This window comes from Streptomyces asiaticus, from assembly GCF_018138715.1.
GTDB lineage: Bacteria > Actinomycetota > Actinomycetes > Streptomycetales > Streptomycetaceae > Streptomyces > Streptomyces asiaticus.
In genome coordinates, this window is the sequence record NZ_JAGSHX010000001.1 from 898,690 (window position 1) to 918,533 (window position 19,844).

At 72.7% G+C, this 19,844-nt stretch carries 17 protein-coding genes; 14 read left to right on the forward strand and 3 right to left on the reverse strand.

The genetic code is table 11. The annotated features are described in order from the left end of the window. Positions 1-8 precede the first annotated feature (8 nt). From KHP12_RS03675 to KHP12_RS03735, 13 genes are read left to right on the forward strand one after another with little or no spacing between them, the layout of a single operon-like run. Positions 9-986: a transketolase C-terminal domain-containing protein gene (locus tag KHP12_RS03675; protein ID WP_086879721.1), complete on the forward strand. Its 978-nt coding sequence runs from the start codon at positions 9-11 to the stop codon at positions 984-986. 2 nt (positions 987-988) lie between these two features. After that, positions 989-2,245 carry a hypothetical protein gene (locus tag KHP12_RS03680; RefSeq protein ID WP_086879722.1) on the forward strand — a complete coding sequence of 419 codons (1,257 nt, stop codon included), beginning with the start codon at positions 989-991 and terminating at the stop codon, positions 2,243-2,245. After that, entirely contained in the window at positions 2,242-3,231 is a 990-nt protein-coding gene (locus tag KHP12_RS03685; protein WP_086879723.1) for an aminoglycoside phosphotransferase family protein, read from the forward strand. Before KHP12_RS03680 ends, KHP12_RS03685 begins: the two co-directional genes overlap by 4 nt. Continuing rightward, positions 3,224-4,708 (forward strand): FAD-binding protein, encoded by a 1,485-nt coding sequence (locus KHP12_RS03690; RefSeq protein WP_086879724.1) that lies wholly within the window; start codon positions 3,224-3,226, stop codon positions 4,706-4,708. Before KHP12_RS03685 ends, KHP12_RS03690 begins: the two co-directional genes overlap by 8 nt. Next, entirely contained in the window at positions 4,708-7,101 is a 2,394-nt protein-coding gene (locus KHP12_RS03695) for a non-ribosomal peptide synthetase (RefSeq protein WP_211831415.1), read from the forward strand. The genes KHP12_RS03690 and KHP12_RS03695 overlap by 1 nt, the downstream gene beginning before the upstream one ends. A gap of 6 nt (positions 7,102-7,107) precedes the next feature. Further along, on the forward strand, positions 7,108-10,104 hold the full coding sequence (locus KHP12_RS03700) for a type I polyketide synthase (RefSeq protein ID WP_086879726.1): 2,997 nt from the start codon (positions 7,108-7,110) through the stop codon (positions 10,102-10,104). After that, positions 10,101-10,943, forward strand: coding sequence for a 3-hydroxyacyl-CoA dehydrogenase family protein (locus tag KHP12_RS03705; RefSeq protein WP_086879727.1), 843 nt, complete (start codon positions 10,101-10,103; stop codon positions 10,941-10,943). The genes KHP12_RS03700 and KHP12_RS03705 overlap by 4 nt, the downstream gene beginning before the upstream one ends. 4 nt (positions 10,944-10,947) lie before the next feature. Beyond that, entirely contained in the window at positions 10,948-11,211 is a 264-nt protein-coding gene (locus tag KHP12_RS03710; protein WP_086879728.1) for an acyl carrier protein, read from the forward strand. Further along, the gene (locus KHP12_RS03715; RefSeq protein WP_211831416.1) at positions 11,208-12,347 is read left to right on the forward strand and encodes an acyl-CoA dehydrogenase family protein; all 1,140 of its coding nucleotides are present in this window, start codon (positions 11,208-11,210) and stop codon (positions 12,345-12,347) included. Before KHP12_RS03710 ends, KHP12_RS03715 begins: the two co-directional genes overlap by 4 nt. Beyond that, positions 12,344-13,426: an HAD-IIIC family phosphatase gene (locus KHP12_RS03720; RefSeq protein WP_211831417.1), complete on the forward strand. Its 1,083-nt coding sequence runs from the start codon at positions 12,344-12,346 to the stop codon at positions 13,424-13,426. The genes KHP12_RS03715 and KHP12_RS03720 overlap by 4 nt, the downstream gene beginning before the upstream one ends. Next, positions 13,423-14,046 (forward strand): class I SAM-dependent methyltransferase, encoded by a 624-nt coding sequence (locus KHP12_RS03725; protein WP_086879731.1) that lies wholly within the window; start codon positions 13,423-13,425, stop codon positions 14,044-14,046. Before KHP12_RS03720 ends, KHP12_RS03725 begins: the two co-directional genes overlap by 4 nt. After that, complete coding sequence (locus KHP12_RS03730) at positions 14,046-14,780, forward strand: SDR family NAD(P)-dependent oxidoreductase (RefSeq protein WP_086879732.1); 735 nt, start codon at positions 14,046-14,048, stop codon at positions 14,778-14,780. The genes KHP12_RS03725 and KHP12_RS03730 overlap by 1 nt, the downstream gene beginning before the upstream one ends. Beyond that, positions 14,767-15,375 carry an LOG family protein gene (locus tag KHP12_RS03735; protein ID WP_167442351.1) on the forward strand — a complete coding sequence of 203 codons (609 nt, stop codon included), beginning with the start codon at positions 14,767-14,769 and terminating at the stop codon, positions 15,373-15,375. Before KHP12_RS03730 ends, KHP12_RS03735 begins: the two co-directional genes overlap by 14 nt. Before the next feature lie 97 nt (positions 15,376-15,472). On the opposite strand, the gene aguA is transcribed toward KHP12_RS03735, so the two are convergent. Together aguA and KHP12_RS03745 are read right to left on the reverse strand one after the other, a co-directional pair. Then, the gene (aguA, locus tag KHP12_RS03740; RefSeq protein WP_211831418.1) at positions 15,473-16,642 is read right to left on the reverse strand and encodes an agmatine deiminase; all 1,170 of its coding nucleotides are present in this window, start codon (positions 16,640-16,642) and stop codon (positions 15,473-15,475) included. A 5-nt stretch (positions 16,643-16,647) separates the two neighbouring features. Further along, positions 16,648-17,379, reverse strand: coding sequence for a VC0807 family protein (locus tag KHP12_RS03745; protein ID WP_211831419.1), 732 nt, complete (start codon positions 17,377-17,379; stop codon positions 16,648-16,650). Between the two features lie 119 nt (positions 17,380-17,498). On the opposite strand from KHP12_RS03745, the gene KHP12_RS03750 reads away from it, so the two are divergent. Then, positions 17,499-18,098, forward strand: coding sequence for a TetR/AcrR family transcriptional regulator (locus KHP12_RS03750; RefSeq protein WP_244202515.1), 600 nt, complete (start codon positions 17,499-17,501; stop codon positions 18,096-18,098). Positions 18,099-18,853: 755 nt separating this feature from the next. Here the strand turns inward: KHP12_RS03750 and KHP12_RS03755 are convergent. Continuing rightward, positions 18,854-19,615 (reverse strand): DeoR/GlpR family DNA-binding transcription regulator, encoded by a 762-nt coding sequence (locus KHP12_RS03755; RefSeq protein WP_086879746.1) that lies wholly within the window; start codon positions 19,613-19,615, stop codon positions 18,854-18,856. Positions 19,616-19,844 lie beyond the last annotated feature (229 nt).

Genomic DNA, 19,844 nt, shown 5'->3' on the forward strand with positions numbered 1-19,844 from the left:
AGAGCACCATGACCACCACATCCATCCCGCCGCACCACACATCCGTCGCGCCGCAGAGCATGCGAGCCGCGCTCGCCCCGGTGCTGGCCGCCGCCGTGGACGACGACTCCAGCCTGATCGCCCTGGGTGCGGACGGACGGGCCTTGTTCAACCAGGTCCTCGAGCGGGATCCGCGTCGCTATGTGGACGCGGGCATCGCCGAGGCCAACCTGGTCGGCGTCGCCGCGGGGCTGGCCCGCGCCGGCCTGCGTCCGGTGGCCGCCGCCATGGCGCCGTTCCTGGTCCGCCGGGCGTACGAACAGATCCGGCTGGACGTGTGCGTGCCCGGCCTGCCGGTCGTGCTGCTCGGCGTGGGCGGCGGCTTCGGCTATGGCCCGCTCGGCCCCACCCACCACGCCCCGGACGACATCACCCTGATGTCGGCCATGCCCGGCATGAGGGTGTACTGCCCGGCCGATGCCGCCGACGCCGTCTCCGTGGTGCGAACGCTGCTGGCCGACACCTCGGGGCCGGCCTACGTGCGGCTCTCCGCGCGTCCTGATCCCGTGCTGCCCACCGCGGCCTCCGAGGGTGACCCCCGCGGACCCCGGCTGCTGCGGGACGGCGACGACGTTCTGGTCCTGGCAACCGGTCGATGCGTGGCCGAGGCGCTCGACGCCGCGGACGGGCTGGCCGCGGACGGGGTGGTGGCGGCCGTCGCCTCAGTGACCACCCTGCGCCCCTTTCCCGCCACCGCGATCCGAGAGCTCGCCGGCCGCCGGCCGCTCGTCGTCACCGCGGCGGAATCCCTGGCGCCCGGCGGTCTCGGTCCGGCCACCGCGGAGGCACTCGGCCGCCCAGGTCCGGCGGTGATCAGCCTGCACACCGACCACCGGTACCCGCCGGTCGCCGCCCACCAGGACCTTCTCCGTTTCTACGGCGTCGACGGCCAGGGCATCCGGTCCGCCGTACTGAGCTACCGCCACCGGAAGACGAGGGAAGCGTGACGATGAGGATCTTCTCCAGCGCCCAGGCCTGCGGCTTCGGACCCATCTCCAAACTCACCGCCATATCGCCGCTGTTCGAGGGCGCCACGATCGACTTCACGGGTCGCGACGTCGCGCTGGACTTCGCGCGGCGCCACCTGCACCGCTTCACCAACATCAACGAGGGTGACACCCAGCGGTACGAGGACGTCGCGGCCGGCCTGGCCGAGGCTGACTTCGTGGTCAGCGTGATGGACGCGGAACTCGTGTTCTGGGCGGTGCGCGCCGACGTGCCGGTGCTGTTCTTCGACAGCCTGCTGAGCTTCTGGCTCACCGAGCGCAGCATTGAGGAACTGGCCGCCCGCGCTCAGCTCGTGCGCTGGTCCGACGACGAGACCGCGCGGTTCGTCTTCGACACGCTGACGCCGCACGAGCGCATCCTGCTGGCCCATCTGCTGGCCACCCGGTCGTACGCGCAGAACTTCCCCGGTGTCGCGGCGCGCATCGACTCCCTGACCAGGACGGGCGCGAGCCACATCCAGCTGTGCGGCCCCATCGTGGACCGAGGCGCGTTGGAGGCCGAGCTGTCCGCTTCCGCACCGGACCGCGTTCCCGACCTGCTGATCAACTTGGGTGGCTTCCAGAACTTCTTCCTGGACTACGAATCCCACAATGCCTATCTCGACCTGCTGCACCGGTGGGTCACCGAACTCGCCGCAGCGCAGCCCGAACTGCGCCGCGTCCTGGTGTGCGGTGGTGCGTTCCGGGAACCGGTGACCGAGACCCACGGAGGCGTCGAGATCGAGTACACCATGTTGCCGCACAAGGACTTCCTGCGGCACCTGGCCCACGCCCCGTTGTACGCGGTGCCGCCCAGCCTCACCTCCTTGCACGAGGCGGTCATCCTGCGCAAGCTCCCGCTGCTGCTGCCCGAACAGCACTACGGGCACGTCACCAACCTGCGGGCCCTGCGCGGTACCGCGATCGGTGACAACGCGGCCAGCCTCATCGACCTCGGCACCCGGTTCGAGGTACCGGAGGACGACCTGGAGGGCACGCGGGCGCTGGACCGGCTCACCCGCGAACTCCTCTCGGACGAGGCCGAGTACCGCGCCTTCGCCGACTACCTGAACAAGCGCCTGGCCGACTACCGGCAGCTGACGAACCAGGAACGCGACGCCGCCGTCGACGAGCTCGGCGGGCTTCTCGGCGGCCCCGCCCTGGCCGACCTGCTGGCCCGCATCAGTGACCGCCTCACGCCCGCCGGGAGGACGTCGTGACCGCCGCCGACCTCGCGGAGCGCACCGTCGACACCGACGAGATCACCCAACTCATGCTGGCCGCCCACCGGGAACGCACCGGGCAGCGCGAGGTGTCGCCGGAGCGCGTGAACACCAGCACCTGGACGCCTGCCGGCGCCCGCAAGGTCCGCCGTCGGACGTTCGTCCGTCTCGACATCGACGGCGAGGCCGTGGCGGTGGCCAAGATCCCGCTGTCGCACAGCGACCCGAAGCTCGCCGGCGAGCTCGAGGTCCTGCGCTCCTTCCGGCCTCCGTCACCCCTGGGCTGTCCGGCTCCGCTCGACGCGCTGGGGGGCGGGTTCACCATGAGCTACCTGCCCGGCGTCGACCTGCCCACCGCCGTCACGGGCGTGGACACCCCTGACGGCCTGTGGCGGGTGCTGCGCCCGGCAGTGGACCGCGTCGTCGAACTGCACCGGTCGGGTCCCGCGGTCTCCAGCACGCCCGAGCTCGCCCTGGAGACGGCCGCCCACTACGTCCGCACGCCGGAGTTCGGTGTTCAGCACGCCGACGAGGCGCTGCGCGCGGCACTGCTGGCGCCGACCCACGGCGACCTCGGCCCGTGGAACGTCCGCTGCGACCCGCGTGACGGCACCGCCAGGGTGCTGGACTTCGAGGACTACCGCGCCACCGGCATCGCCGCCATGGACATCGTCAACCTGCTCATGACGACGGCGCTCGTGGTCTTCCCCGACTATCGGGAGCGCGGCTTCGACTGGCTCTACGACCAGGTCTTCGACCGCGAGCACTGGTTCGGCTCCGTCCTGGCCCGCGGTCTCGACCACTACGGTGCCCACACCGGTCAGCAGCCCGGCCGCGTGCTCGACCTGCTGCCGTTCACCTGCCAGTGGCTGATCGAGCGCATCGAGGCCGAAGGCCGCGACACCAGCCGGCTCTTCTACCGCCCCTTCCGCGAGCGCTACCTCGAACGACGCCCAACGGTCAACGGGAGCAACCATGTCTGACACCAACGCCACGCCGGTCCGTACGGACGCCGTGGTCATCGGCGGCGGCCCCGCCGGACTGTTCGCGGCCCTGACCCTGGTGCGGGCCGGCCGCCGCGTCGCCCTGCTGGAGGCCGGCGGCGACATGCGGGAGAGCCTGTGCTCCCGCCTGGTGGCCCGCATGGACGGGCGGTCCGTGCGGGACGCCGAGAAGTTCCGTCTGCAGTGCCCCCGCTGCACCTGCCTGACGGGGCTGGGCGGCGCCGCCTTCCACTTCGACACCAACCTCGGCTACATCTCCTCGCTCACCCGCTCCAAGATCGAGTCGGCGCCGGACGGCACGGTCCGCTCCTACAGCGGGCTGGAGCGTGCCCTCGGTTCGTTCGAGCACGCCCAGGAGCTGATCTCCGAGGCGTACCGCATCTTCTATGAACTGGGCTTGCCGCCCGCCGAGCCCGTCCACGCCGGACAAGACGACTCCTTCGGTGCGATGTTCCAGCACGTCGACACCGCGTTCTCGCAGAGCGTCACCGTGGACGACTCCCTGGTCGTCATCGCCCGCCTCAACGCCGAACTCGAGGAGAACGGCGGCCGCGTGCTGCTGCACCACCGTGCCGAGGACATCGAGCCGCTGGGCGGCGGCGGTTTCGAGGTGCGCGCGGCCACTCCTGGCGGGCCGGCCGCTTTCCACGCCGATGACGTCGTGGTGGGCGTGGGCAAGCTCGGCCTGCCGTGGGTGCGCGAACTCATCGGCCGGATCGGTGTGCGCCACCGGCCCAGCCGCCGCGTCGATCTCGGCGTGCGCCTGGAGACGCGGCGGGAGGACCTCGACCGCCTGCTGGACGGCTGCCACAACCCGAAGCTGTCCTTCCTCAACGAGGAGGGCCACTCCGTGCGGACGTTCTGCGTCTGCGAGGGCGGCCGGGTCATGCAGTACGGCTTCCTGGACGCCGTCGCCCTGGACGGGCAGCACTGCCTCAACCAGCCCACCAGCAAGTCCAACATGGGTGTTCTCACCACCGTCGACCTGCCGGAGGGGACCGACGGCACCGAGCACGCCGCCGCGTTCGCGGCCAGGGTCGCGGCCTACGGCCGAGGCCTTCCGGTCGTGTCCACGGTGGACGAGTTGGCGGAGCGCCCTGCCCCGGAGGGGCCGCTGACCACCAGCCTGATCAACTACCACCACGGCGACCTGCGCGAGTGCCTGCCCCCGTCGCTGGTCCGCGACGTGCTGGCCATGGTCGAGCGGCTCAACGCCCTGCACCCGGGACTCGTGCCGGGCACGGCCACGGTCGCCGCCCCCGTTATCGAGCGGATCTTCCCCGACATCGAGCTCTCCGACGACCTGGAGTCCTCCATCCCCGGGCTGTACTTCGTCGGCGACAGCTCCTCGAAGATCATCGGCATCACCTACGGCGCCGCGACCGGCATGGCGGCGGCCCGCTCCGTGCTGCGCCGCCGGGCCGGCCTGGCGACCGTGACGGGCGGGGACCGGTGATGATCACTCTCCCGCAGCACATTCCCGATCACGGCGAGCCGCGGCCTCGGCACGCCACGGCACGGGTGAGCCCCCCGGCGGCAGCTCTGTTGCAGGGGCCCGGCGGGGTGGTCCGGCTGGCCGCCCTGAGCCGCCTGCTGCTGCACCGCTACGGCGTCGGCTGGGATGTCGTCGGAGTCGCCGACGACGGCCGCACCGTCGTGTGCCACGACAGCGATGCAGACCAGGAGACCACCCCGCTGGGCGAACTCGCCTGCGCCATCCGGCCGCGGCCCGCCGCGCCGCCTGCCGAGGGCGAGCTCTACGCGGCCGTGCTCTCGGCCCCCGCCGAGGTGCCACCGGCCGTGCTCCGCCGGCCCGTCTGGACGCTCTCCGCCGACGGTGACGTGCTGGACCTGGCGCACGACGCCGACGTATTCGACGACGGCAGTGCGGATCGGGTCGCGGAACACCTGGCGCTGCTCGCCCACGAGGTCGCCGAGCACCCGGACCGGGCCGCCGGCGACGTCGAGCTGCTGCTGCCGGCGGAGCGCACGCTCCTGCTGGAAACCTGGAACGCCCGGCACACCCCGCACGCCGACGTCACCTTGCACCGCCTCTTCCGCGAGCAGAGCGCCCGCACGCCGGATGCCGTCGCCCTGCGGTGCGGCGACACCGAACTGACCTACGGCCGGCTGGACGCGGACTCCGACCGGTTCGCGCACGCCCTGCTCCCGTACATCGAGGCACCCGGCGACCTCGTGGTGCTGACCGGTGAGCGGGACCTCGACCTGTTCACCGCCATCCTGGGCATCTGGAAGGCGGGCGGCGCGTTCGTCTACCTGGACCCGGCACTGCCCGCACCGCGGGCCGCGGACATCCTCGGCCTCACCGACCCGGTGGCCGTGCTCACCACCGCCAGTGGCCACACCGCCGTCGGCGGGCAGGCCCGGAGGGTCGAGGCATTGCTCGCCCTCGACCAGCCGTCCGGTCCGCCGCCGGACACCGCACGGCCCGACACCACCGCCTACGTCCTCTTCACCTCGGGCAGCAGCGGCACCCCCAAGGCCGTGGTGCGCCCGCACCGGATGCACACCTCCCGCATCCAGCTCGAACAGGACCTCTACGGCCCCGGCCCGGCGGACCGGCACTTGCTCAAGTCGCCCATCAGTTTCCGGGAGTTCGTCTGGCCGCTGGCCGGCGGTGGCACCGCGGTGCTGGCCGAGCCCGGCCGCGATCTGGACGACCGCTACCTCGCCCGGCTCATCCACGACGAGGCCATCACCACCGTCAGCTTCGTGCCGTCAATGCTGCGGCTCCTGCTGACCCAGCCCGCGTTCCGCACGGCGCCCGCGTTGCGGCACGTGTTCGTCGGGGGAGAGGCGCTGAGCCAGGACCTGGAGGGCGAACTGCGCTCGCTGGGCTTCGAGGTGCACAACACCTACACCCTCAGCGAGGCCGACTACGTCTGCCACCGCACCGCGGCCCCGGCCGCCCCCGGGACCGGCGGCCCCGGCACCAACGTCGGCGTCCCCCTCGACATGCGCGTGTACCTGTGCGACTCAGCGGGCCGGCTGGTGCCGCCCGGCATCCCCGGCGAGATCCATACCGGCGGCCCCGGGCTGTCCGACGGCTACCTCGGGCGGCCCGACCTGACCGCCGAGCGGTTCCTGCCCAACCGGCACGATCCCGGTCGCCCCCCGGTCGTGTTCCGGACCGGGGACCTCGCCCGGTACCTGCCCAGCGGCGAGCTGGAGTACCTGGGCCGGGCCGACGACCAGGTCAAGGTGCGCGGGCAGCGGGTGGAGCCGGCGGAGGTCGAGACCGTGCTGCGGGGGCACCCGGGCGTGGCCAACGCCGTCGTCGTCGGCGCGCCGGATCCCGACCAGGGGGCCGCCCTGGTCGCCTACGTCGTGCCCGCGGGCGAGGAGATCCCTGTCCAGCGGCTGCGTGAGTACCTGGCCGGGCGGTTGCCGGACTTCATGGTGCCGGCGCGGCTGGCTTCGGTGCCCGCCCTGCCCCTGCTGGGCAGCGGCAAAGTCGACCGCACGGCACTGCGGGTCGTGCCCCGTGGCCGTCCGGAACTCGATGTGCCCTACGCCGCACCGGCCACTCCCGGGCAGCGCAGAGCCGCCGAGCTCGTGGCCCGCGTCCTGGGGCTGGACGACGTCGGCCTCGACGACGACTTCTTCGCCCTCGGCGGCGACTCGCTGCGCCTGATGCTGCTGCGCGGCGCGCTGGAGACCGCGGCGGGCCGGCAGTTCGCGCTGGCCGAGGTGTTCGCCGCCGGCACCCCGCGTGGCTGCGCCCGCCTGCTGGACACCGAGGAGCCCGCTCGCCCACCCGCCCGACGGCCGTCCGACCGCCGCCGGCGCGTCCCCTCGCGGACCGCCAACCCACGTCGAAGGAGCTGATTCGAGGTGAACGCGCTCGACGACGAGGACGCCGTCGCGGTCGTCGGCCTGTCCGTGCGGCTGCCCGGCTGTGACAGCGTGGCGCGGTACTGGTCCCTCCTCGAAGCCGGCGAAGACAGCATCACCCGGCGGGAGGCCGCCACGGCTGCCACGTTCGTGCCTGCCTACGGATCGGTGCCGGGTCCCGGTCACTTCGACCGCGACCGCTTCGGGATCGCCGCGTCCGAGGCGCTGCTGACCGATCCGCAGCAGCGGCTGCTGCTGGAGGCCGTCGACGAGGCGCTGACCACGGCCAACGTCGACCGGGCCGGGACGATGGCGGTCAGCGTCTACGCCGGGGTCGGCCACAGCGACTACGAGCGGTGGGTCGGCAGTGCGCTGGCCGGCCGCCCCGGCGTCGACGCCCAGTCCCTGGAGGTGACCAACCGCGGCGACTACGCCGCCACCCGGGTCGCCTACCGGCTCGGCCTGCAGGGCGCCGCCGTCACCGTGCAGTCGGCCTGCTCCACCGCGCTGACCGCCGTCCACCTGGCCGTGCAGGACCTGCTCGGCCGCGGCAGCGACCTGGCCGTGGCCGCCGTGTCCTCGGTCCGCGTCCCCGCTCCCGGCGGCTACGACGCCCCGCTCGGCGGCATCGGCTCCCCGGACGGGGTGTGCCGCCCCTTCGACGCGGCGGCGGGCGGGTCCGTCCCCGGCGACGGCGTCGGCGCCGTCGTCTTCAAGCGGCTGGCCGACGCGGTGAGCGACGGCGACGAGATCTGGGCCGTGGTGCGGGGCAGTGCCATGAACAACGACGGCTCCGGCAAGTCGGGTTTCGCCGGGGTCGACGCCGCCGCCCAGACCGAGGTGATCCGGGCCGCACTGGACGTGGCCGGGCTCGGGCCCGGGGACATCGACTACGTGGAGGCGCACGGCAGCGGAACCCGGATCGGGGACTCCACCGAGTGGTCGGCGCTGGCCGAGGTGTTCGCCGAGGCCGGCCACCCCGTCCACGTCGGGGCGGTCAAGGGCGGTCTCGGGCACCTGCGGGAAGCGGCGGGCCTGGCCGGCTTCGCCAAGGCGGTGCTCTCGCTGCGCCACCGGCGTCTCGCCGCCACCCCGCACTTCGAGCGGCTGCCCGCCGACCTGGCCGCCCGGTCCGGCCCGCTGCAGCCGCTGGGCGAGGCCCTGGACTGGACCGCGGTGCCCGGCCGGCCCCGGCGGGCCGGGGTGAGTGCCTTCGGCCTGGGCGGCACGAACTGCCACGTGGTACTGGAGGAAGCGCCCGTCGCACCGGTGACGCCGCCCTCGCAGGAGCCCGAGTTGCTGCTGCTGTCCAGCCACCACTCGGACGCCCTGGACGTCGACCTGGCCGCTCTGCGCGACCACTTGGGCGAGAACCCTTCGCGGATCGCCGACGCGGCGTGGACGACCCAGACCGCACGCCACCGCTATGCGCATCGTGCCTACGCCGTGGTGCGCTCCCCGGACGAGGTGGCCGTGGCGTTCGGCAGCGACCGGCTGCGAATCCAGCGCGGCCACGCCACAGCCGACGTCCCCGAGGTCGTGTTCGTGCTGCCGGGCCTCGGCAGTCACTACCCGGGCATGGGCGCCGAACTGGCCCGCACGGACCCGCTGTTTGCCCGCCACCTCCAGGGCGTCGTGGCCGTGGCGGACACGCTCACCGACGGTGCCGTGGGCCGGTCGTTCGCCACCGAGCCGGCCCGGCCGGACCGCCAGGGCGACCGCGTGGACCTGCGCGCCCTGCTGCGGCGCGGCGGCTCGGCGCCCGCGCCCCGGGAACTGCGCGAGGTGCACCTGTCGCTGTTCTGCATGGAACACGCCATGGCCCGCACGCTCATGGACCTCGGGATCCGCCCGGCCGCGCTGCTGGGCCACAGCCTGGGGGAGTGGGTGGCGGCCGTGCTGGCCGGGGTCGTCGGGCCGGAGGACGCGATGGCCGCCGTCGCCCGCCGGGCCGACCTGGTCGAGACCGCCGGGCCGGGCGCCATGCTCAGCGTGCTCGCCGCCGCGGAGGAGGTGGAGCGGTACGCCGTGGAGGACACCTGGATCGCGGCCGAGAACGGGCCGGGCCACTGCGTGTTCTCCGGCCGACCGGAAGCCGTGTCGACGCTGGCCGGCCGACTGCGGGCCGCGGGGTTCACCACGTTGCCCGTGGACGCCACGCATCCCTTCCACACACCGCAGTTGGCGGGCGCCGCCGCCCTGCTCGGCGAGGATCTGCGCCACGTGGACCTGGCGCCGGCCCGCATCCCCATCGCGTCGAGCGTGCTCGGCACGTGGCTGGACGGGAAGGTACCCGAACCCGGCTACTGGCGTGACCACATGGTCAGCCGGGTGCGGTTCCGCACGGCGGCCGGGCTGGTCCTGTCCCGGCACCGGATCCTGATCGAGGTGGGACCGGGCACCGCCCGTCCCTGGATCAGCCAGGCCGACCCGGACGCCGTGTGCGTGCGCACCGTGCGGCGGTCCTACGAGAACACCGGCGACCGGCAGATCCTGCTCGAGGCACTGGGAGAACTGTGGGCACACGGGGTCGAGACCGACTGGCCACGCCTGCGCCGTGGCCCGGCGCGCCGGGTCAGCCTCCCCCCGCGCGCCCTGCTGCGCCGCCGGTACCTGCCCGACACCGAGCCGCCTGCCGGTCCCTGGCCGGCGCCTGCCACGGAGCGGCAGGCCGAGTCGGTACCCGAGCCCCCCGCGCCGGCGCCGTCGGAGGAGGCACCCGGATCCACCGTCGGGCAGTTCCTGGCCCACCGCTTCCGGGTCCTGCTCGGACTGCGCCAAGTGCACCCCGACGACCACTTCTTCCACCTCGGTGGCGACTCCCTGATGGGTGTGCACCTGATCGCCGGCCTCAAGGAACTCACCGGACGGGCCGTGCCCTCGTCTGTCGTCTTCGCCTCCGCGACCCTCGGCGGCATGACGCGCGAGGTCCAGGACTGGCTCGCCACCACCGAGCACGAACCGGAACCCCTCGACCATGGGAGCCCAGCGTCATGAGCGCACCCACGCTCGGAGTGATCGGAGCCGGTGTCATCGGCTCCAGCGTCGCCCACGCCGCCGCGGCGGCGGGTTACGCCGTCACCCTCGTCGACACCGATACCGCCGCACTGGACGCGGCCCGCGCGGCCGTCCGGCGGCACGAGCGGCTGGCCGCGCTGCTGGGCGGCCGGGGACCGCGGCCGCTGGACATCCGCCTCAGCACCGATCTGGCCGACGTGGCCGACGCCGGGTTCGTGGTAGAGAACACCACCGAATCGGAACCGGGCAAGCGCGAGCTGTACACGTTGCTGGACAAGGCGCTGGCGCCCGGTGTGACCATCGCCGCCAACACCTCCGCCATCCCCATCGCCCGGCTGGCGGAGTGCCTTGCCGACCCCGGCCGCGTGGTCGGCGCGCACTTCATGAACCCGGTCGACCGCATCGACATGGTCGAGGTCGTCCGCGCCCCGTCCACTTCGGACACCGCGCTGGCCGCGGCCCGGGACCTGCTGGGCCGCATGGGCAAGCGCTCCGTCGTGGTCAACGACGCCCCCGGCTTCGTCATCAACCGCGTGCTGATGCCGGTGGTCAACCTCGCGGCCGCCGTCGTCGCGGACGGTGTCGCCACCCCGCACCAGGTCGACGAGCTGTTCAAGGGCTGCCTCGGCCACACCTCCGGGCCGCTGCGCACCGCCGACCTGATCGGCCTCGACACGGTCGTGCGCACGCTCGAGGTCCTGCACGAGCACTACGGGACCACCGAGTTCGCCACCCACCCGCACCTGCGCCGGATGGTCGACGAGGGCCGGACCGGGGCCAAGAGCGGCCGCGGTTTCTACTCCTACGACGGGAGCTGACACGATGACTGCTCAGAACGCGCCCACGGACGAGGAAATCGTCGCCGTGGTGCGGGAATTCATCACCCGGCTCAGCGGCCACCCGGACATCGAGGACGACTGGCCGCTGATCTCCGGGGGTGTCCTGGACTCGATCGCCGCGGTCCAGATGGTCGACTTCGTCGAGCGCACCTTCCACGTCGAGGTGACCGACGAGGACCTGGAACTGCTCAACTTCGACTCCGTGCGGGGACTGGCCGCCCTGGTCACCCGCCGGGTGGCGGCGTGAGCACCACTGTGCCGGAAGCGGTCCTCGACGTGCTGAGGGGCGAGCAGTTCGCCGACCGGGCCACTGCCTGGGAACGGGCGGGCGCCGTCCCGCGCGAGGACGTCGAGCGCCTGGCCGGGCACGGGCTGCTCGGCATGACCGTCGGCACCGCGCACCACGGCAGCGATCTCCCGCTGGTGGACGTGACCGAGGTGCACCGGCTGGTGGCCGCCGCCTCGCCCAGCCTGCACAGCCTGCTGGTGGTCCACGCCATGGTCTGTCACGCCCTGCGCCGCTGGGCGGTGCGGGAGACCCGCGACGCGTTCCTGCCCGAGCTGGCCACCGGCCGGGTGCTCGCCGCTTTCGCCCTCACCGAGACGGGCGGCGGAGCCGACGCCGGGGCACTGACCACCACGATCGACCGGGACGGCGACACCCTGCGCGTCACCGGGGTGAAGCGCTGGCTCTCCTTCGGCCAGATCGCCGACGCCTACCTCGTCTTCGGCCTCACCGAGGGCCTGGACAGTTGCGCGCTGGTGGACGCGGGCAGTGCGGTGCGGGTCGAGCCCGAACCTCGCACCGCGGGCCTGCGGGCCGCGCGGCTGGCCCGCGTCACCTTCGACGGGGCGACCGCCCCCACCGCCCGAGTGGTGGGGCGACCGGGCACTGGCATCCCCTTCGTCGCGACGTCGTGCCTGACCCTGGGCCGGCTCTGCGTCGCGGCGGGGGCGGCGGGCATCGCACAGGCCGCGCTCGACCTGGCCGTCGGTCACGCGGTCACCCGCTCCGCCGGGGACCGCGTGCTCGGGGACCACCAACTGGTGCGCGGGATGCTCGCCGACGCCGCCCTCGCCACCGAGTCCGCGACCCACTACGTGCGGTCGGCGGCGCAGGAGGTCGAGGACCGCACGCCGACGGCGGCGGTGACCGCCGCCCGCGCCAAGCTGCTGGCCTCCCGGGCGGCCAGCAGCGTGACCGCCACTGCCTCGCGTCTGCTGGGCGCCGAGGGCCAGACCGAGAACCATCCGCTGGCCCGGCTGGCCTCCGCGGCCCGGGTGCACGAGGTGATCGAGGGACCCACCGAGGTGCTCCAGGACGTCGTGGCCACCGCGCTGCTGCGGGACCCGGGCACCACGGGGAAAGGAAGGCGGCGATGACCCCGGCCACGGCCGAGAACACCGTCAAGTGCGTGGTCTGGGACCTGGACGACACCCTCTGGGACGGCACGCTCCTGGAGGGCGACGAACTCCACGTTCCCGACGCCAACCGCACCCTGGTGCGCGTTCTGGACGAGCATGGCATCCTCCAGTCCGTCGCCAGCCGCAACGAGCCCGGCCCCGCCGAGGACCGGCTCCGCGGCTTCGGGCTCGACAAGTACTTCCTGCACCCGCAGCTCGGCTGGTCGGCCAAGTCCGCTTCGCTGCGCACGCTGCTGGAAGTGCTCAACATCAGCGCCGACAGCGTGCTGTTCGTCGACGACTCGGAGTTCGAACGTGCCGAGGTGGCCAGGGAACTGCCCGAAGTCCGCTGCGTGACGCGGGAGAAGCTGCACGAACTGGTCGCCGGCGGCCGGGTCCTGCCGCGGCAGGTGACCGCCGACGCCGCCCGTCGCCGGGAGATGTACCAGGCCGAGGACCGCCGCCGCGGGCACGAGGAGACGTTCCAGGGTCCAGCCGAGGAGTTCCTGTCCTCGCTGGGCATGACGTTGCGGGTGCGCGACGCGACCGAGGGCGACCTGGACCGCGCGGCGGAGCTGACCCGGCGCACCCACCAGCTCAACACCACCGGCATCACCTTCGACCGGGACGAGCTGGCCGAGCTGGTGCGGGACCCCGGCCACTGGGTGATCGTCGCCGAACTCGACGACCGCTTCGGCACCTACGGCACCATCGGGCTGGCCGTGCTGTCCACCGGCCCCGAGTGGACGATCCGGCTGCTGCTGATGTCCTGCCGGGTCATGGGCCGCAACGTCGGCACCGCCCTCATCGCGGCGCTGGCCCGCACCGCCGCCGCGCACGGTGCCCGCACCGTCGCCCACTTCCGGCCCACTGACCGGAACCGGCAGATGCTCGTCACCTACCGATTCGCGGGATTCGCCGTCGCGTCCCGTTCCGAGGACCGCATCGTCCTCACCATGCCGGACGACCGGATCCCGGTCGTACCCCGTTACGTCCGCCTCGTCACCGAGGACACCGCCGCTGTGCTCAGCGGCCCGACCCAGGGGGTCACCCGATGACTGCCTTCACACAGAGCTGGACCGACACGTTTTCCTCCGTCTACGCCGACCAGCCGCTGGCCACGCTCTCCTGGTTCAACGCCTCCCCCGGCCTGGAGCTGGTCAAGCGGGTGATCGACGGCACGCTCAAGCCGGGTCAGCGCCTGATCGATCTGGGCAGCGGCCCCGGCGTCGACGCCGTCTTTCTGTCCGTGCAGGGCCTGGACGTCACCGGCGTCGACCTGTCCCCGGACGCCGTCGCCCGGGCCACCCGCTGGGCCGAACTGGCCGGCGCCGACGCCGAGTTCATCCAGGGCGACGTGCTCGACGTCCCGCTGCCGGACTCCTCGGCCGACGTCGTCACCGACTCCTTCGTGTTCCACAACATGCGTGACGACGCCAGGCCGCGCTACGCCGACGAAGTGCACCGCCTGCTCAAACCCGGCGGCCTGTTCCTGCTGAACTCCTTCTCCGACAAGATGGTGGCCGGTACCGGCCCGCGCCGGATCACCAGCGAGGACATCCTCACCACGTTCACCGCCGACCGGTTCGAGTGCGTGGCGCTGTACGTGTACCGCAACGTGCCCACCCGCACCAAGCCGGACCAGCTGCACTGGTTCGGCGAGTTCCGGGCGCGCTGATGCGGGTCGTGGTCACCGGCGGCGGCCGGGGCATCGGGCGTGCCGTCGCCCTCGGCTTCGCGGCCCACGGCGCGCAGGTCGCGGTGCTGGCCCGCACCGGGTCCCAGGTGGAGTCGGTGGCAGGCGAGATCGAGGAACTCGGCGCCGAGAGCGTAGCCGTGGCCGTGGATGTCGCGGACGAGGCGGCGCTGGGCGAGGCGGCCGAGCGGGTGGTCCAGAGGTTCGGTGGCGTGGACGTCCTCGTCAACGCCGCGGGCGTCTTCAATCTCGGACCCACTGCCGGGTTTCCAGCGGAATCCGCGCGGACCCTGCTGGAAACCAACGTCATGGGCACGTTCCTGGCCTGCAAGATCTTCGGCAGGCACCTGCTCGAGCAAGGCCACGGCAAGGTCGTCAACTTCTGCTCGCTGTTGTCCTACACCGCTTTCCCGGAACGGGCGCTGTACGCCGCGAGCAAGGGCGGCGTACTCCAGCTGACCCGCAGCCTGGGGGTGGAGTGGGCGGCGCGCAACGTCAACGTCAACGCGGTCGCCCCCGGCATGATCCGCATCGAGACCCCGCATCCGGCCGCGCTCGACGAGGACGCCATCGTCGGGCGCATCCCCTCCGGCCGGCGCGGCCGGCCGGCCGACATCGTCGGACCCGTCCTGTTCCTGGCCTCCCCTGCGGCCGACTACATAAACGGCCAGACCGTGGTCGTCGATGGAGGCTGGCTCAGTTATGGATACCTCTGAAAGCTCCCTGGCGCTCGGAGTCTTCTGCGGCTTCTCCACGGGACCGTCGGACCGGTACGTCCAGGCGGCCACCGTGCTCGGCGCCGGCCTGGCCGCCCGCGGCCACGGGCTGGTCTACGGGGCGGGCGGGTCCGGCCTGATGGGCGCGGTGGCGCGCGGTGCCGCCGAGGGCGGTGCGCCGATCCTCGGGGTCATCCCGGAGTTCCTGCGCGCCAAGGAGATGAACGACCACCTGCCGCCACAGCAGATCGTACTCACGGAGGATCTCCTGGAACGCAAGCGCGTCATGATCGACCGCGCGGACGCCTTCGTCGCGCTTCCGGGCGGCTACGGCACGCTCGACGAGGTGCTCGAAGTGGTGTCCATGGCCGCACTCGGGCAGGACGTCGGTCCCCTCGTACTCTTGGACGTGGACGACGACTGGCTGCCTTTGCTCAACTACGTCGAGCGGCTGGAGAAAAGGGGCTTCGTACGCGACGCCGGCATCCTGCGCGTGGCCCGGACACCGGAGCAGGCGCTCGACATGGTGGCACCGGCCTCGGCTGCTGCGCTTGCGCTCGCGGGCGATCCGCAGGGCAAGCAGGCGGCTTCATGATTTCCGCGGTATTTCGGGCACGACTGGCCGGTTACCGGGCTAGTCCGGAGCCGTCCCGTCCGGCGTGCGAGGCGACGCGCGCCCCGCGCCGACTCGGTCACCGGACAGAGTGTTCGACGGGATTCCTGGCGGACGAATGGTTCGATCGTGGGCGCCGCCCGGCTCCGCTGCCAGGCCCCGTCGCCACCGCACCGCTGCTCGGTATCTGCTGGGTGGCGCAGTGGATGTTGCCGCCGCCGAGGAGGAGTTCGCGGGTGGGGAGGCCGACGACTGTGTGGTGCGGGTGGATCCTGGCGAGGCGGGCGAGGGCCTCGTCGTCGTGTTCGGGGTCGAGCAGGGGGACGAAGAGGTGGTCCTGCGTTGCGTAGAAGTTGGTGTAGGAGGCGGCGAGCCGGGGGCGTGGCACGGTGCCGGCGGTCGGGACGCCGTGACGGTCGATGCCTCGAAGCTCGGCCTCGGTGGCGTACAGCGGGCCGGGCAGCGGCAGTTTCTCCACCCGGAGGGTGCGGCCTCTGGCGTCCTGGACGCTTCTCAGGTCTTCCAGGGCGCGTGCGCTGCGCTCGTACTGGGGGTCGCTCGTGTCGTCAGTCCAGGCCAGACAGACCACCCCGGGGGCGGCGAAGCACGCGATGTTGTCCACATGGCCGCGCGTGCCGTCGTCGGCGAGGCCCCACTCGATCCACACGGTGCGGGTCACGCCGAGGTAGGCGGCCATGAGGTGATGCATGGCGGTGCGTGAGGGAACGTCGTTGCGGGCGGGGTCGAGCAGGGTCTCGGCCGTGACGAGGGCGGTTCCCTGCCCGTCGACGTGGAAGGAGCCGCCCTCCAGCACGAGCGGGGCGCGGTAGCGGTCGGTGGCGGTGAGGTCGAGCACCCTTTGGGCGTACTGGTCGTCGGTGGCCCAGTACGGGTAGCGGTTGCCGTAGCCGTTGAAGGCGAAGTCCACGCCGCGCCGCCGCCCGGTGCCGTCGACCACGAAGGTGGGGGCGATGTCCCGGGCCCAGCCCAGCCAACTGGTCGTCTCCACCACGCGGACGCGGGAGTCGAGGCGGGAGCGGGCGTGTGCATACTGGTCGCCGGTGACCGTGACGGTGACTGCCTCCCCGGTGTCCGCGACGGCGTTGGCGAGGGCGGCGAGGGCGCGCTGCGCGGGGCGGGCTCCGTCGCGCCAGACGTAACCGTTCTGCGGCCACGCCATCCAGCATCCGTCGTGCGGCTCCCATTCCGCCGGCATGCGGAAGCCGTCCGCGGTGGGCGTGCTGTCCACGGTCCTCATCGCGCGCCCCCGCGGTGGCGTTCGAGGACGAAGGCGACCGACGGCGGCGCGGGCTCGGGGTCCCGCGTCCGCGAAGGCACTCGGGCGGTGATACGGGTGCGCGCGCTCCCGCGGTGGCGGATCATCCACACGACGAGCGGGATGAGGACGGCGAATTCCAGCGGTGGCGTGAGCGAGGCGGCCGTGGACACCGGCAGGGTCAGCACGAGCAGTACACGTGCCACGGCCTCTGCCATGAGTCCGGCACCGCACACCAGCGTCTCGGTGCGGTGCGCGCGGAGCAGGATCGGCTCGTGCGGCGGTTGACCGTGCAGCCTGCCGGCCAGATAGGCGGTGGCGGGCGTGGCGGTGAGGCAGCTTGTGAGGAACACCGATCCGGCGAGGGCGCTGATCAGTGGGTCACGCAGGAGCAGCGGCTGGGGCTGGGAGGTCACGGCGGCGAAGGCGGCCGACAATCCGTACATGAGGAGCATGGCAAGGGCCAGGCCGTCGGCACGCCGGTCGTGCAGGACGGTGGCGGCGAGCCAGAGGGCCGCCACTCCGGTCGCGGTCAGGAGCGCGGGGAGTGTGGCCACACCCGCGACGAGGCAGCCGTAGTACGCAAGGGGCGAGATGCCCAGGTCGAGGGCCAAGCGGGCCAGGCGGCCGAGGCGGCGCCGGCGCGCGGGCGCCGACGGCCGGGCCGGCTGCGGTACTGACGGCGAAGAGGTCGGCTCCGAGGGGTCCATGGCTTCTCCTTGATCCTGGTCACCGGGACGGGCGGGCTGCGGCGTCCGCCCAATTTTTTTAGCATCTCCGTGCTAAATAAACCGTAGCACGGTCGTGCTATAAAAGCCGGGTGCCAAAGATGGTGGATCCCGAGGAGCGCCGCCGCGAGGTCGTGGACGCCGTCTTCCGGGTCGTGGCCCGCGGCGGCATCCAGCAGGCCACTCTCCGGAACGTCGCCGCCGAGGCCGGCCTCGCCGTCGGGTCCGTACGGCACTACTTCGCCAGCCACCGCGAGCTCCTGATGGCCGCGGCGCGCGAGATGGTGCGCCGGGTGGACGACCGAGTGGCGGCCCAGCGGGAGCGGCGGCACCCCGGGGACGACCCGTGCCTGGTGGCGCAGGAGGTGGTGGGCCAGTTCCTGCCGCTCGACGCGGCGCGCGCCGAGGAGACCGCGGTCTGGCTGGATTTCGTCGCGGCTGCCCGCACCGACCCCGCCCTGGGCGAGATCGCCGCCGAACTCCACGACGGGCTGCGGGACGTCGCCGGGCGCCTGCTGCACCGTCTGGGCGTGGACGATCCGGTGGCGGCGGAGCATCTCGCCGCAGTACTCGACGGACTCGCCCTCGGCGCGACACTCCACCCCGACCGCCTGAGTCCGGACACCATCCGGGCCGTCCTGCATCGGCACCTGACCCAACTGCCCGGCGCGGCTGACGAGTCCGAGCACCCGGACACATAGGTGTAGGCGCGGCAGGCTCCGGGGGCCTTCCACGCGGCCCAAGCGCGACGGCGCTCAGGAACGGCCGCACGCCGGGGCCCCGGTGGCGACGTCCAGCTCGCTCAACCGCGCTTCCAGGCCCTGCCGGAGGTTCCCGGTGGCGGCCGTGACGTCCGCACCGACACTCACGCCTCATCCCCAGCCGACCGCGGGCAGCCGCCCCGCCCCGGGCGTGCCGAAGGCCGTGCGCGCCGACGGCGCCGGGCAGGCCCCTCCCCTCCGCGCGCGGACAACGGCCATCGGCGCCACGGTGACTGAACGCGGGACCGGGCAGTGGGACCGGCGGTTGTTTTCGGCAGCGATTCCGAGACACCTACCGCAGCGCTCCACGGCGCCGACTGAGAGGGCGTGGTAAGCCAGGTGAGGCACTACGGCTGCCCGGACTGCCGACGCTCCGGTGCCGAGGGGGGTGGTGCCACAGCGCTGGCACACCGGATGCTGCCCGTGCGTATGGGGGCGGACCTCTACCGTCCAGGTGCACTGTCCCGGGCGCGCGTGGTCGTGCCGGATCCCATCGGTCGAACCCCCGGCCCCACCTGACCCGTCCGTTCGAACGCTGTCCCGCCCCGGGCCGCAGGCGGGGGAGGCCAGCGGCGGCGCTGCGCTTGATACGGCGTGTCGCCTGACACGTTCCCGCGGAACTCCGTGCCCATGCGGCGGGAGGTCTGCTTGCGCCGGCCACCGCGGATCGACATGTAGCCCGCGTTGTTGACCCGTCAGGCGGTCTTGACGACGGTGCCGCCGCTTTCGAGCGCGGTCACCTCGTCGGCGGGAGCCGTGGTGTCGGTGACGAGGGTGCTGAGGAGCGTGGAGGGGCCGACGTGGGCGTAGGCGGTGCGGCCTAGTTTGCTGCCGTCCGCGGCGACGATGATGCGGCGCGCGGAGGCGATGCCGGCCTTCTTCACCGCCGCGTCGTCGAGGTCGTAGGCGGTCAAGCCCTCGGCCGCGCTCAGGCCGCAGCAGCCGACGACCGCGGTGTCGAAGCGCAGTGCCGCCAGGGAGGCGAGCGTGAGGGGGCCGGTCAGGGCCCCCTCGGCGGTGCGGGGCCGGCCGCCCGGCACCATCAGCGTGGTCGGACCCGGGGCGTCGCTGAGTACGTGGATTGCCTGCAACGACAGGGGCATCACGGTGACCTGTCGGCCACGCAGCAGACGGGCGACCTCCAGGCAGGTGGTGCCGCTGTCGAGGAGGACGGACTCGCCGTCGGCGATGAGCGAGGACACCTCGGCCGCGATCCGGCGCTTGGCGTCGATGGCTTCGTGGGCGCGCAGCGCGAAGGGCGGCTCCTCGCCCCTGAGCAGCAGGGTGCGTGCCCCGCCGCGGACGCGTTCGAGGACGCCATGGGCGGCCAGTGTGTCGAGGTCGCGCCGGATGGTCATCTCCGAGGTGCCGGTCAGCGCGGCGAGTTCCTGGACCGTGGCACTTCCCGACTCTCCGACGGCCTGGGCGATCAGCCTGTGTCGGCCTGCGTTGCTCATGCCGCGATTGAACATCACCTCGTAACGAACAAGCAAGGTGTTCGTTTATGGGCTTTCCAATCACAAAGTACGTTCGTTATGGTGAGCGGCATGGAACGCTCGCTTCGGTCCGCCCGTGTGGCGAACTTCGTCTACTTCGTGCTGTGCGGCACGGCGATGGACTGCCCGGCCTGCCCCGGGATCCCTGGATGTCGGCGGATACCCTGCCGGCCTTCGGTTTCTGCAACGG

Coding starts and splice junctions, on each gene's coding strand:
- KHP12_RS03675 (WP_086879721.1), top strand. CDS start 9: ATGACCACCACATCCATCCCGCCGCACCACACATCCGTCGCGCCGCAG.
- KHP12_RS03680 (WP_086879722.1), top strand. CDS start 989: ATGAGGATCTTCTCCAGCGCCCAGGCCTGCGGCTTCGGACCCATCTCC.
- KHP12_RS03690 (WP_086879724.1), top strand. CDS start 3,224: ATGTCTGACACCAACGCCACGCCGGTCCGTACGGACGCCGTGGTCATC.
- KHP12_RS03695 (WP_211831415.1), top strand. CDS start 4,708: ATGATCACTCTCCCGCAGCACATTCCCGATCACGGCGAGCCGCGGCCT.
- KHP12_RS03705 (WP_086879727.1), top strand. CDS start 10,101: ATGAGCGCACCCACGCTCGGAGTGATCGGAGCCGGTGTCATCGGCTCC.
- KHP12_RS03710 (WP_086879728.1), top strand. CDS start 10,948: ATGACTGCTCAGAACGCGCCCACGGACGAGGAAATCGTCGCCGTGGTG.
- KHP12_RS03720 (WP_211831417.1), top strand. CDS start 12,344: ATGACCCCGGCCACGGCCGAGAACACCGTCAAGTGCGTGGTCTGGGAC.
- KHP12_RS03725 (WP_086879731.1), top strand. CDS start 13,423: ATGACTGCCTTCACACAGAGCTGGACCGACACGTTTTCCTCCGTCTAC.
- KHP12_RS03730 (WP_086879732.1), top strand. CDS start 14,046: ATGCGGGTCGTGGTCACCGGCGGCGGCCGGGGCATCGGGCGTGCCGTC.
- KHP12_RS03735 (WP_167442351.1), top strand. CDS start 14,767: ATGGATACCTCTGAAAGCTCCCTGGCGCTCGGAGTCTTCTGCGGCTTC.
- KHP12_RS03745 (WP_211831419.1), bottom strand. CDS start 17,379: ATGGACCCCTCGGAGCCGACCTCTTCGCCGTCAGTACCGCAGCCGGCC.
- KHP12_RS03750 (WP_244202515.1), top strand. CDS start 17,499: ATGGTGGATCCCGAGGAGCGCCGCCGCGAGGTCGTGGACGCCGTCTTC.
- KHP12_RS03755 (WP_086879746.1), bottom strand. CDS start 19,615: ATGAGCAACGCAGGCCGACACAGGCTGATCGCCCAGGCCGTCGGAGAG.